Annotated in this window: 12 protein-coding genes; 8 read left to right on the top strand and 4 right to left on the bottom strand. The window is 44.1% G+C overall.

The annotated features are described in order from the left end of the window. Positions 1-640 precede the first annotated feature (640 nt). Both O1D97_RS19930 and O1D97_RS19925 read left to right on the top strand, forming a co-directional pair. The gene (locus tag O1D97_RS19930; protein ID WP_428981122.1) at positions 641-805 is read left to right on the top strand and encodes a hypothetical protein; all 165 of its coding nucleotides are present in this window, start codon (positions 641-643) and stop codon (positions 803-805) included. 178 nt (positions 806-983) lie between these two features. Continuing rightward, complete coding sequence (locus O1D97_RS19925) at positions 984-1,232, top strand: hypothetical protein (protein WP_428981121.1); 249 nt, start codon at positions 984-986, stop codon at positions 1,230-1,232. A gap of 107 nt (positions 1,233-1,339) precedes the next feature. Here O1D97_RS19925 and O1D97_RS12465 read toward each other — a convergent pair whose 3' ends face one another. The 4 genes from O1D97_RS12465 to O1D97_RS12450 all read right to left on the bottom strand — a co-directional run bounded on the left by O1D97_RS12465 (position 1,340) and on the right by O1D97_RS12450 (position 3,667). Continuing rightward, positions 1,340-2,656, bottom strand: a complete 1,317-nt coding sequence (locus O1D97_RS12465; protein WP_269126024.1) for a type II toxin-antitoxin system HipA family toxin — start codon at positions 2,654-2,656, stop codon at positions 1,340-1,342. Continuing rightward, complete coding sequence (locus O1D97_RS12460) at positions 2,650-2,973, bottom strand: helix-turn-helix transcriptional regulator (RefSeq protein ID WP_269126022.1); 324 nt, start codon at positions 2,971-2,973, stop codon at positions 2,650-2,652. Before O1D97_RS12460 ends, O1D97_RS12465 begins: the two co-directional genes overlap by 7 nt. A gap of 202 nt (positions 2,974-3,175) precedes the next feature. Next, positions 3,176-3,439 carry a hypothetical protein gene (locus O1D97_RS12455; protein ID WP_428981120.1) on the bottom strand — a complete coding sequence of 88 codons (264 nt, stop codon included), beginning with the start codon at positions 3,437-3,439 and terminating at the stop codon, positions 3,176-3,178. A 57-nt stretch (positions 3,440-3,496) separates the two neighbouring features. Further along, positions 3,497-3,667: a hypothetical protein gene (locus O1D97_RS12450; protein ID WP_269126020.1), complete on the bottom strand. Its 171-nt coding sequence runs from the start codon at positions 3,665-3,667 to the stop codon at positions 3,497-3,499. 242 nt (positions 3,668-3,909) lie between these two features. Here O1D97_RS12450 and O1D97_RS12445 point away from each other — a divergent pair, with 242 nt between their 5' ends. From O1D97_RS12445 to O1D97_RS12420, 6 genes are all read left to right on the top strand, one after another. Then, complete coding sequence (locus O1D97_RS12445) at positions 3,910-4,884, top strand: IS5 family transposase (protein ID WP_269126116.1); 975 nt, start codon at positions 3,910-3,912, stop codon at positions 4,882-4,884. Positions 4,885-5,043: 159 nt separating this feature from the next. Further along, complete coding sequence (locus O1D97_RS12440) at positions 5,044-5,865, top strand: DinB/UmuC family translesion DNA polymerase (RefSeq protein ID WP_269126019.1); 822 nt, start codon at positions 5,044-5,046, stop codon at positions 5,863-5,865. Positions 5,866-6,215: 350 nt separating this feature from the next. Beyond that, positions 6,216-6,650 (top strand): hypothetical protein, encoded by a 435-nt coding sequence (locus tag O1D97_RS12435; RefSeq protein WP_191600081.1) that lies wholly within the window; start codon positions 6,216-6,218, stop codon positions 6,648-6,650. A 71-nt stretch (positions 6,651-6,721) separates the two neighbouring features. After that, complete coding sequence (locus tag O1D97_RS12430) at positions 6,722-8,110, top strand: TolC family protein (RefSeq protein WP_269126016.1); 1,389 nt, start codon at positions 6,722-6,724, stop codon at positions 8,108-8,110. Further along, positions 8,107-9,660, top strand: coding sequence for an efflux RND transporter periplasmic adaptor subunit (locus O1D97_RS12425; RefSeq protein WP_269126014.1), 1,554 nt, complete (start codon positions 8,107-8,109; stop codon positions 9,658-9,660). Before O1D97_RS12430 ends, O1D97_RS12425 begins: the two co-directional genes overlap by 4 nt. 9 nt (positions 9,661-9,669) lie before the next feature. Further along, positions 9,670-12,789: an efflux RND transporter permease subunit gene (locus O1D97_RS12420; protein WP_269126013.1), complete on the top strand. Its 3,120-nt coding sequence runs from the start codon at positions 9,670-9,672 to the stop codon at positions 12,787-12,789. Positions 12,790-12,874 lie beyond the last annotated feature (85 nt).

Raw genomic sequence — 12,874 nt, 5'->3', positions numbered from 1 at the left:
ATTAAAAAAGAAAATACCGCCTCATTTATTTAAGTCGAAGTTTTTAAAACTTGAATCATTTGGTAAAGTCGCAGTCGAACAATAAATGAAATTAGAGTCTGGTATAGTTTCTTGTTCGCCACAAAATCCGCTTATTATTCAAGTCGGATACAGGAATATTAATATTCCCAGAGTCTGCAATTGGCACTGAGCCGTCCTTCGGCTCTAAATTATTTTTGTCCAAAAACGAGCTATAACGGTGGCCGTCTGCTCTAGCTCAAAGTGGTCCAATTATAAATTTGGCTCGTTAAAGTTAGCTGTTGTTACTGGTCAAAACAGCTAGTCAGAAACACACACGATTTCTGCATCTATCTGTCCAATCGCTCTAACTGTTATCTTTATCATGTTAGCTCTATGAAATTTTCTGGAGCTGACAATGAGAACCCCTTTGTTCCCTTGGTTTATCTTATGGGTGACTATCCCAATCATTATTTTCTTTCTATTCATCTTGCCCGCCCATGCCAGCGAGGGGCCATTCTATCAACAAGGTCATGAAGGCTTCTGCTATATCTAAAGTCTGGTGTATGACTGCGGACAAAGCGTTGAAGTGCAAAACGCTCGAATGGAAACTCAATACAACTGTGAGGGGCCAGTTCGATGTATGGGCACAGATTGTATAGAGCCAGATTCAATCAAGCAGTCTAACTTTGCAGAGGCCGCTGCGATGCTTAATGCGGCGCAGTTTATGACCAATGATATGTCATGTACGGAAGCTGGTGGCCATGAATCCGTCTTCGGCAATCTATGGTTTGTGGAATACGCTTAGGGAACCGATAACGAGTACCTGGAGTGCGGTTAAAGAGCCTTTTATGTCTGCATGGGACTTCTAATGGGGGCTGGGTCATCAACGGCTGCGGCCGCGGTTCTGAGTACGGTTATGACGGCCTACATGATTTATTCATTCACCATGATCCTCATTCAGCTTATCTGGAAATGTGAGCAGAGTGAGTCAGTTAAAGCAGGTAGATTGGAGACAAGTCAATCTGGATGAATGGATAGGTATCTTGTCGATAACAGGCAACTTACCCGAAGTACCGTCACTGGATCTGGAACGACTCACAAGCTCAGGAAGTACGCTAAACGTTGATGGAAACCGTCAAAGTGCCGCAGACAGAGCAATTGAACGGCTAAACGGAATGGATGCCCAGAAACTGCGTCGGGATGCGACGGAAGAAATTTCGGGGAATAATTGATTTGATAATTCATCGTATCCGTGTGTGCTAAATTGTTGTTTGGTTCGGGATGGCCTGAAATAAGAGGCCATCCTTTTTGCTCACAGGAATAGTTACTTTACTGCTAACTAAATATCTAGCCGCAAGTTTTCTTGTATTTCATCTATCAATGTTTTTGGTACATTCCATTCCTCAGCAAGCTGACGCCAAGTTGATACGTGCTCAATCGTTGCATAAATAATATCGTCGATCTTTTTCTTGTTAAAAACAGGGCTAAGTTTCTCTAAACTATAGAAATCACTGCGTGTAAAGTTATCTCTTTTACCATTCAAGCTCATCCAATGGCTGTTCACCCATTTACTGCCTGGTTTATAGCTATAAGCTAAATCATAAGCTGGTGCGAGAGACCATTTGTCTTTTTTCAGAATAAAGGCAAAGTTCTTTGAGTGGTCGTCATGATTTCGAGCAATGATATTAAATGTCATGCGCTTGAATAGCTGCTCAGCTTCAACAGCAGAAAGCTTCAACTGTCTGGCAATGCCAAATAACTCTTCGTAAGAAAATGCCCCCGGCTTTTTATAATCAACGTGGGCAAGCCCGTTTAGCGTTTGTACGTGTACCTTGCTGTTTTTAATTCGATCAAACCGTTGTGTAATAAAGTGGCGTCGATTGCCTTCATGGAGTAAGCGGCATGGCATCATATCGACACCGCATTTGTTAGCCATTAGATGATAAACAAACTCCATTGCTCCATAGCCTAATGGGTCACCGAAGGTTTCTTGATTTTTGTTATGCTCACTAACGCCGTCAAATTTCATCAAATAATGAGTAAAACCAACTGGCACTTTGGTTTGGCCGGAGCGGACTTGAGTAAAATCTTCATTAAATGCCAATACGGCTTTCGGCCGTGCTCCTCCCGCACTCATGCCAACAGATAATAAAGACATCATTGCTTCTTTATCGTCTTGGTCATTTTGTTTGAGTTCTACTTCAAAATGACCTCGTGAATCTAAGATTTCTTGTGCAATTGAAACGAGCGATTGGATTTCTACTTGTTGTGAAGCATTTAAACTTCGTAACTTTGTAGCTGGCGCATACTCAAGAGCTCCCATGCCTCGCTTTCCCGTATATTGGAGGCGTTGAAGTGGTGTAATGTCACTCGGTGAACGACCTTGACCTGCAACCCATGCGTTGAGAACTGCGTTACCAAAATCATCCGGTAAGGAGTCAGCTATTAAACCCGGTAGTCCTTTAAAGGTATTGAAATCCAGTTCGGGAAAGCTATAAATGCGATTCGATAATGGCATTTTGATCGGGGACAGCTCTATCCCTTTTTTTATGAAGCCTGGATCATATTCAAATGACCCAAGTCCCTTTTCAGTGTCAAAACTCACCGCACCAACAACATCGTCTTGGTATGTTATTTTAATGACTTCCATTACCATTCTAGTGTTTCCTCATCTTTGTTACTGCGCTGGCCAGAGGCTCTCTGCCTTTTCTTTCCTTGCAGTTTGGCTAACTGTAAGGGAGAAATTTCTTGTTTAGGGAGAAATAGATCAATCTGTTGCGTGAGGTCTAATGCCATTAATATAGCAATCATGATGTCGAGCTGAACTTTTCCCTTTTCTGCATTTAAAACCGTTTTGCGGGCAATGCCAGCAAGCTCCGCCACTTCAGATTGTGTTAGGTCTCGATTTAGTCGAGCTTGCTTCAATCTGTCGCCGATCTCTTCTGCTAATGCTGTAGCTGTCGCGCCTTTCATTATAAAGTCCTTATTTGGTTACACTATGCGATATATTCCTACCTAATGTTCTTAATCTAGAACTTTAAAATAATATTGTCAAATTGTTCTTTAGTGTTCTTTTTTGGTGACATTAAGTGACTTTTAATCTATTAGAGTAACCATTTTGGGACTTTATGTGGTTTGTAGGAAGCCCCTTCGAGAGGGGCTCGTTGATGGGAGCCTAGTTGGCGGGGTTATCTGTTTCCTCTTCAGTGATATCGTCATCGGTTGAAGGCACCGCTTGCTCAACTTCTGCTTCTTTACCTTTACCTTTAGTTTGAGCTGATTTTCGTGCTCGAATTTCGATATCAATAATGCGTCGTGCAGGTTTGATAATGCGCTGTTGCCATGCGTAGTTGCCACCAACACGTTGCTTGTTGCTAAGCACACTAGATAACCAGAGTGTGTCCCTTGAGATCTGGTATGGACCCACTTTTGTAGGCATCTCATAGCTATATAATAATAGATAAAAATGAGGTGTTTTTTCCGATTGCGTGAGGAATCAGCTCTTTTCACCTGTCATCTTAACGATAGCTTGCAACTTTTCTCCACTAACACCGGAACGAACAATAGATAGATAATCTGTTGAAGACATGATGTCTAAGCTCGGAAATAGACTGTTGATGAGGTCAAGTTGTGATTGAGATGCTAGCGTTTTTATTTTGAACTCCAAAATCATATTCCTTTTTTTGTTAAGTTTAGGAAGTCGTAGAACAGACAGTCATAGACTCCGTTTTTACTGAGCGAGCAAATACCGAGTACTGCGTCCGCCAGATGCAGACCGAACCAAACAACCTTGTTCAACTAAAATCGCTAAATGGCGCGTTGCTGTCGGCTTACTGACTTTGGGAACATGCGATTAAGTCGGTAACATGAGATAATCTCGCCGACTTAAGACAACTACGACGCCTATCGATCATGAACCAGCTTTCCTTCGCCGACACCGAATTTACCAGCAAACGCCGCAAGACTCGCAAAGAACTCTTTCTTGGTCGCATGGATGAATTGATTCCTTGGCAGCAGCTTGAAGCCCAAATGGAACCCTTCTATCCAAAAGCAGGTAACGGACGTCGCCCATATCCTTTGTCTACCATGTTGCGCATTCACTTTATGCAGAACTGGTACAACATGGGAGACCCTGCAATGGAAGACGCTCTTTATGAGATTACCTCTATGCGGCTTTTTGCTGGATTATCCTTAGAAGGTGCGATACCTGATCACACAACTATTATGAATTTCAGGCACTTACTGGAAAAGCATAAGCTTGGACGAAAACTATTTAAAGAAGTCCACAAGTGGCTATCAGACTCAGGTATTTACTTCAAAGAAGGCACCATCGTTGACGCGACTATTATTGAAGCCGCTAGCTCGACCAAAAATAAAGCCAAATCACGTGATCCAGAAATGCACCAAACTAAGAAGGGAAACCAATGGTTCTTTGGATTAAAAGCACATATTGGAGTCGATGCTAAACGTGGCTTGGTGCATAGATTCACCACCACTTCTGCCAATGAACATGACCTAAACCAGATCACTGAGCTCATGCATGGCGATGAGACGTTTGTCTCTGCTGACTCAGGCTACCGTGGCGTAGAAAAACGTGAGGAAACCAAGAATAAGACGTTGGACTGGTTGATTGCGGAGATGCCAAGCAAGGTTCGGGAATGGAAGAAGCATCCCCGTATTAATAAAAAGTCCATTAACACTGAGTACATAAAAGCGAGCATCAGAGCAAAAGTAGAGCATCCGTTTCGGATACTGAAGTGCCAGTTTGGCTTCCGCAAAGTGGTCTATAAAGGTCTATCAAAAAATGATAATAAGCTCGCGGTGCTGTTTGCACTGGGAAACATATTGCGAGTGGATCAGATGATCAGGTCTGCACGGGGTTAATCCGTCTTGATGACGGCAGTTGGAGCTTTTAAGCCTCCAACTAGGGAATAGACACACTAAAAACCGAGGTTTTTAGTGAATTAAAGAGCGAATCAGGCCAGCTGCGACTTAGTGCTAATAATCTGACTTAATCGCACATTCCCTAAGACTTTGGCTAAGTTGGCCAACCATGCGGCGAAGAAGTATCCGGCAACCGGTTCGGTGGTGGATTTGATGGACCCTGATAGACAAAAGCGCTTGCTGGCTTTGGCGGAAGTGGGTGATGTGTGGGGTGTCGGTCGTCGAACTACAGCAAAGCTAAAGGCGAGGGGGATCCATACGGCATTGGATCTTGCTAACGCGGATGCAAAGGCGATGCGGAGCGAGTTTTCTGTGGTGTTGGAGCGAACGATTCGTGAGTTAAATGGTGTGTCTTGTTTAGACCTGGAGTGCATAAGACCAACAAAGCAGCAGATTATTTGTAGTCGATCGTTTGGGCATAAGGTGACAGAGAAACAAGAATTAAGAGAAGCGATTGCTAAATACACAACCCGCGCGGCAGAGAAGTTACGAGGGGAAAAACGCCTTTGTAGAGTCGTGAGTGTGTTTATCCGTACTAGCCCACATATTAAAAACGAACCTTTCTATTCGAAAACTTTATCAGTCGAACTGCCCAACCCAACGGATGATACGCGAGATTTATTGGAAGTTACCAACGTGATATTTAGACGTATTTGGCGTGCTGGCTATCGATACATGAAAGCCGGTGTCATGCTGGCTGATTTCTACGAACACGGTGTGTTTCAACAAGACTTATTCCGAGTCGACAATAATAAGGTCAATTCAAAAGCCTTAATGTCTGTAGTGGATAACATCAACCAAAGCGGCCTCGGCAACGTCTTCTTCGCCTCGCAAGGTGTATCGCCGCAATGGTCCATGAAGCGAGACCATCTATCGCCAGCGTATACGACGAAGTGGGAGGACTTACCCAACGTGTATTAATTGTTATGCTTCCTCTTAGCTTTTTTCATTTGGATCAATACCAGTGCCAGTGCTGCATGGAGGTATAAGTAATTTGGAACACCACTATTTAACTAGGTTCTAACGTTAATAGGTCTAGTAACATCTGGGAAGTCCAGAATGTTATATCTATAGTTTCTGACTTCTTGGGTACTTCACAACAGAAATAGTCAAATGAAGGCGAAGTAGGCTGGCTGGGTATACAAAACTTGAATAGTTAAAGCAGATCTGTATCAAAAAAATTAACTAGGATTATAATTTTTTCTAGCTTAAATTAATTATTTCAAGTTGCATTGCGCTATTTACTTGCATATAGTCTGGTGTATTCAAAGTTGAGTACATTGTACATGCCTGCATTATTTTTAAATAAAGTTAGTATTTCAGCGAGAAAACACGGTTTCGTGTGTTTGTTGCTGTTTTTGCTATCGTTATTTTCGATGGCAATGGCAACGAACAGTATGATGTCACCTTCCTCGAATATGATGTCTATGGAAATGCATGACACGTCAGAATTATCGGATCATGATATGTCTCCTGATAAGGGGGTCTCTTGTATGTCCGCTTCGATGGACGAATGTTCTAGTCTGACATCAGAGCACAATCACCAAAATTGTATGGACAATCATTGCAGTAGCTTTTCAGGCTTACTGGTCAGCTATCATTCTGATTCCGACAATATTTCTTCTGTTCACACGACTCTGTTGTCTGAATTCTACGTTTCTACCCACCCAAATACACCTTATTTCCCTCCTATAGTCATTTCTTAAATTCGCAGTTTCACTCATCGCTTTCATTTGCGTTGAGATTTTATGAATTTAAAAAATGAGTACCTTAGCCAATGTCCAAAAACAACTTTTTGGCATTCTGTTATGTATTACAGAGTGTCTATTGCCGTCAATTTTTAATCGGTAAAACGAATCGTATTGCCTCCGTTTTCCTATTGTCGTTACTGCCCTTTGTTGCGAGCGCAGAAGTGTTAAGCCTGCAACAAGCGGTGGAAAAAGCCATCAATCAAGATGATTGGTTGACTTCCAATCAACAAAAAGAGAATGCCATTCGTGCCTTAAGCCAAGGCGTGACGGCATTGCCTGATCCAAAAATCAATGTTGGTTTATTGAATATGCCAACTGACAGCTTTGATTTTAACCAAGAAGCGATGACGCAACTTAGCGTGTCGGTATCTCAGATGTTTCCGGCGGGAGATACCTTACGTTTAACAGGGGAAAAGTACGCCGTTCAAGGCGATCAAATGCCCTTGATGCGAGGTAATCGTCGTGCAATGCTGGCAATGGAAGTGTCAAATCTTTGGCTAACAGCCTACAGCTACGAAGAAAGTTTCAAACTCGTGAAGCAAAATAGAACCTTGTTCGAACAACTTCATGAGGTAGTGGAAAGTAGTTATAGCTCGGCGTACGGGCGAGCTAAACAGCAAGATTTAGTTCGCTCTGAACTGGAGTTGATTAAGTTAGATCATCGCCTTACGCAGCTTCGCCAAGCGAAAGAAAATGCACTGAAAAAATTGTCCCAATATATTCTTCCTACCATGGTTGATCAGAACACAGCTGATCAAGATATCACCCTGAAAACAACGGGTGAACCCATTAAGGTAACCCCGTCTAATATCCTTTCGTCGCTTTCATCGAATTCATTGGCATTGGCGGCTCGCCTGAGCCTGCATCCGTTGGTTCGAATTGTCGATGTTCAATCCAATACCGCGCAGATAGATAAATCGATTGCCGAGCAAAAGTACAAACCAGAATGGGGCGTTACCTTGGGTTACGGTTATCGCGGCGATGATCTAAGCGGCAAAGATCGAGCCGATCTGGCGTCGATTGCGGTGAGTGTCAGCGTGCCAATCTTTTCGTCTAGTCGACAGGATGCTCAGGTGAAAGCCGCGACCTTACAAGTCGAGTCTTTTCTTTCTGAAAAGCAGCTTGTGCTGAATGAACTCATGGCGAAATATCGTGTTCTGACATCTGATATTAACTTGCTAGATCAACGAATTCGTCTTTATCAAACCAAGTTACTTCCTAGTTACAGAGAAAGTGCGCAAGCCATGTTGAATGCTTATACCAGCAATGATGGTGTTTTCTCGGATGTAGTTCAGGCGCGCATCGCTACATTAAATGCACATATTGAATTATTAAATATTCGTATCGAGCGCTTCAAGCGCTTAGCCGAATTGAATTATGTAATGGCACAAAGTGAAGAGGTGAAACTCAAATGAAAGTAATCGGGTATATCGGTGTATTTGTACTAGGTGGCGTTCTTTCGGCTACGGGTTATCACTTTGGTATTCAAGCATTTAATACTATGAACGGGGAAATGAATGCTGGTGCATCAGTCACGAAAGATGAAAAAGCACCTTTATATTGGGTGGCGCCAATGGACCCAAATTACCGTCGTGACAAGCCGGGACAATCTCCTATGGGAATGGATTTAATCCCTTTTTATGGTGATGACCAAGGTTCCAATAATCAGGGCGCTGGTACTGTAAGCATCTCGCCTGAAGTCGTCAATAACCTTGGCGTGCGAACAGGAAAAGTGTTTGAAGGCGTGCTGAAACCAGACATTCGTACGGTGGGCTATTTGGCTTACAACGAAGACAAGATTGTTCATATTCACCCTCGTGTCGAAGGTTGGATCGAAAAGAGCTTTATTAAATTCAATGGTGATTCAGTTGAAAAAGGTCAGCCTTTGTTCGATTTGTATTCACCAACCTTAGTGAATGCGCAGGAAGAATTTGTCTTTGCGTTAGCGCGCAAAGACCAGCGCATGATCAACGCGGGTGAAGAAAGGCTAAAAGCTCTGCAAGTGTCGAGCAGTTTTATCCAAGCGTTAAAGACAAAGCGCAAAGTGTCTCAAACAGTGCGATTTTTTGCGCCACAAAGCGGCGTTATTGACAACCTTGGAATTCAAGATGGTTTCTACATTAAGCCAGGCACAACTTTGATGTCGATCGCGGATTTGAGTGAGGTGTGGTTGGATGCTGAAGTGTTTGAACGACAAGCGCATCTTGTCGCGGTGGGGCAACCGGTTGAGGCTGTTATGGACTCTCTACCGGGGGAAAACTTTGCCAGTAATGTGGATTTTATTTATCCGACTCTAAATGCGAAAAACCGCACTTTGCGTGTTCGCATTCGTTTAGATAACACTGAGCAACTTTTGAAGCCAGATATGTTTGCCCATGTTCGTATTGAAACCACGGAGCCAGGTAAAAAACGATTGATTCCAAAAGAAGCTCTAATTCGCGGCGGTGAGCAAAACCGCGTGGTACTGGCATTGGGAGAAGGGCGTTATAAATCGATTGCAGTCGAAACCGGTGCGTTCGGCGATGACTACGTGGAAATTTTAGATGGCTTGGTGCTGGGTGATGAGGTCGTTACATCGGCGCAGTTTTTGTTGGATTCTGAATCCAGCAAAAGCTCGGATTTCAAACGCTTGAATATAGGCAGTAAGCAGGTGTCAATGCCTGCCAGCAGCACTGAAACGACTAAGACATCAATGTCTAGTAATGCAATGTCAGCAGCAGAACCTACCAACAATGTTTGGGTAGCTGCACGCATTAATCGTATTGATGCGACAACGCGGATGGTGAATGTGAATCATGATGCTATTACTGATTGGAAATGGCCAAAGATGACGATGGACTTTGAGTTAGCTGATTGGTTGACGCTGGATGAATTGCCAATTGGTAGAGATATTCAGCTTGAGATTACGCGGGAAAGCAGTGTGAAATTCATGGTCACTGACTATTTTGACGCTGACACGGAGTAGGGGAATATCATGATTGAAGCGATCATTCGTTGGTCCATAAACAACCGATTCATGGTGTTATTGGCTACTTTTATTTTAGTGGGCGCTGGCTTGTATTCGTTAAAGAATACACCCGTTGATGCCATTCCTGACTTGTCTGATGTGCAGGTCATCATTAAAACCAGTTATCCAGGACAAGCGCCACAAGTTGTGGAAGATCAGGTTACGTACCCGTTGACCACGGCGATGTTGTCTGTGCCCGGTGCTCAAACAGTGCGTGGTTATTCGTTCTTTGGGGATTCGTATGTGTACGTAATTTTTGATGAAGATACCGATATGTACTGGGCGCGAAGCCGAGTGCTGGAATATTTAAGTCAGGTTGCGCCATCCTTGCCTGGTAACGCAAGGGCGCAATTGGGGCCAGATGCAACGGGTGTTGGCTGGGTGTATTTGTACGCTTTGGTCGATAGAACTGGTCAAAACGACTTGAGTCAATTGCGATCATTGCAAGACTGGTTCTTGAAGTATGAATTACAAACCGTGCCTGGCGTATCGGAAGTGGCACCCATTGGCGGTATGGTGAAGCAGTATCAGGTAAGTGTGAATCCAGATAAGTTACGCGCGTTAAACATGCCATTGAACCACATTCAAAATGCTATCAAACGCGGTAATCAGGAGGTCGGCGCGTCGGTCATTGAAATGGCTGAAGCTGAATACATGGTTCGAGCGTCTGGTTATATACAGAGCGTCGAAGATATTGAAATGATTCCGCTTGGCGTCAGTGAAAGTGGCACACCGTTGACGATCAAAGATGTTGCAGACGTTGGTATTGGCCCACAAATGCGTCGAGGGTTAGCAGATCTCAATGGTGAAGGCGAAACTGTCGGCGGCGTGGTGGTGATGCGTTTTGGTGAAAACGCACAGAAAACCATCGAAGGCGTAAAAGCGAAATTGGAAACTTTGAAATCCAGTTTGCCAAAAGGCGTTGAGGTGGTGACGGTTTATGACCGTTCTGGTTTGATTGATCGTGCCGTGGAGAATTTATGGACCAAACTGCTGGAAGAGTTCTTTGTGGTTGCATTGGTTTGTATGGTGTTTCTTTTTCATGTGCGTTCCTCTTTGGTGGCCATTATCAGTCTGCCAGTCGGTATTTTGACTGCTTTCATCGTCATGCATTTGCAGGGAATTAATGCCAATATCATGTCGCTTGGCGGTATTGCGATTGCCATCGGTGCCATGATCGATGGCGCAATCGTTATGATAGAAAACCTCCATAAGCATATGGAGAAAGTCGAAATGACCAAGGAAAACCGCTGGCAGATTGTGACCGCCGCGGCTACCGAAGTTGGCCCCGCATTATTTTTTAGCCTGTTGATTATCACCGTCAGTTTTGTGCCTGTGTTTACCTTGGAATCCCAAGAAGGGCGAATGTTTGGCCCGTTGGCCTATACCAAAACCTATGCAATGGCTGCATCGGCGGCATTAGCCATCACCCTCGTCCCTGTTTTGATGGGGTACTTTGTGCGAGGTAAGGTTTTGCCTGAGCATAAAAACCCTGTTAATCGGGCTTTGATTGCGGTGTATATGCCGGCGTTAAAAGCTGTGTTGAACTTTCCGAAAACGACCATTTTGGTAGCGATTGCTATATTCGCCATTGGTATGTGGCCGTTAAATAAGTTGGGAAGTGAGTTTATTCCTAACTTAGACGAAGGTGATTTGATGTATATGCCAACAGCGTATCCGGGGATCTCCATCGGACAAGCACGTCAGGTATTACAGCAAACCAATAAACTGATTGCGACCTTGCCAGAAGTGAAAACTGTCTTTGGGAAGGTTGGCCGTGCAGAAACCGCGACAGACCCAGCACCTTTGACGATGATCGAAACCTTTATTCAACTCAAGCCTCACTCTGAATGGCGAGACGGCATGACCAGCGACAAGATCAAGCAAGAGCTTGATCAGCTGGTCAAGATCCCTGGCATTACTAACGCTTGGGTAATGCCGATCAAAACACGAATCGACATGCTGGCAACGGGCATCAAAACCCCTGTGGGTATAAAGGTTGCAGGTCCTGATCTGAAAGTGATTCAAGAAATTGGTTTGCAGCTAGAGAAAATCTTGAAACCAGTTGAAGGCACGGCATCGGTTTATTCTGAGCGTGTGGCCGGTGGTCGTTACGTCAATATAGACATTAATCGCGCGAAGGCATCGCGTTATGGGTTGAACATTCAAGATGTTCAAGAGCTTATCTCTTCGGCGGTGGGTGGCATGAATGTCACTAATACTATTGAGGGGCTTGAGCGCTATCCCATTAATGTTCGCTATCCACAGGAATATCGTGATTCACCAGAGCAATTAGCCCTTTTGCCAATCGTGACTCCGAATGGTTTACGAATTGCTTTAGGGGATATTGCTGATGTTTATGTGGAAGAAGGTCCGCCAGGATTAAAAAGTGAAAACGCGCGTTTAAACGGTTGGACCTTTGTGGACATTGAGGGTGTAGATATTGGCCGTTATGTCGAAAACGCACAAAAAATCGTAGCAGACCAAGTGCAATTACCAGCAGGTTATTCATTAAATTGGTCTGGTCAATATGAGTATATGCAACGGGCAAAAGAAAAGCTGACCTATGTCGTGCCGCTTACATTGGCCATCATTGTTGTCCTCTTGTATATCAACTTCCGTAATTTCTTCGAGGTGGCGATCATTATGGGCACCTTGCCATTTGCTATGGTGGGCAGTATCTGGCTGATGTATTTGTCTGGCTTCAATTTCTCGGTTGCGGTGGGGGTTGGCTTCATTGCGCTGGCTGGCGTGGCCGTGGAAATCGGCGTCATTATGCTGATGTATTTGAATCAAGCTTGGACTGAGACACAAAGTAAATGCGCTGAAAAAGGCGTCTTACCTCGCGCGGACACGCTTTATCATGCGGTGCTTCACGGCGCTGGCATGCGAGTTCGTCCGGTGATGATGACGGCGGTATCTATCATTATCGGCTTGCTGCCAATTTTATATGGTACTGGAACGGGATCGGAGGTGATGAGTCGAATCGCTGCACCTATGGTTGGCGGTATGGTGAGCGCGGTCGTACTGACGTTATTAGTTTTGCCTGCGGTGTACTTTATATGGAAAAAATCTTCATTGAAATGAGTGTTTGTTTCAATCGATGTAAAACGCGGTTTTTCAGAGCCGCACAAAATGCTGGTACAGGTGGGCTCCTCTTTGTGCCAGTGCA

This window comes from Marinomonas phaeophyticola (genome assembly GCF_026966905.1).
Taxonomy (GTDB): Bacteria; Pseudomonadota; Gammaproteobacteria; order Pseudomonadales; family Marinomonadaceae; genus Marinomonas; species Marinomonas phaeophyticola.
Note: the sequence above shows the minus strand (reverse complement) of the source record. Positions and strands in the feature narration are given on the sequence as shown.

Bases quoted from the DNA above. Each gene is read 5' to 3' on its own strand.
- O1D97_RS19930 (WP_428981122.1), top strand. From the start codon at position 641: ATGGGCACAGATTGTATAGAGCCAGATTCAATCAAGCAGTCTAACTTT.
- O1D97_RS12465 (WP_269126024.1), bottom strand. From the start codon at position 2,656: ATGGTAATGGAAGTCATTAAAATAACATACCAAGACGATGTTGTTGGT.
- O1D97_RS12460 (WP_269126022.1), bottom strand. From the start codon at position 2,973: ATGAAAGGCGCGACAGCTACAGCATTAGCAGAAGAGATCGGCGACAGA.
- O1D97_RS12455 (WP_428981120.1), bottom strand. From the start codon at position 3,439: ATGCCTACAAAAGTGGGTCCATACCAGATCTCAAGGGACACACTCTGG.
- O1D97_RS12430 (WP_269126016.1), top strand. From the start codon at position 6,722: ATGTCCAAAAACAACTTTTTGGCATTCTGTTATGTATTACAGAGTGTC.
- O1D97_RS12425 (WP_269126014.1), top strand. From the start codon at position 8,107: ATGAAAGTAATCGGGTATATCGGTGTATTTGTACTAGGTGGCGTTCTT.
- O1D97_RS12420 (WP_269126013.1), top strand. From the start codon at position 9,670: ATGATTGAAGCGATCATTCGTTGGTCCATAAACAACCGATTCATGGTG.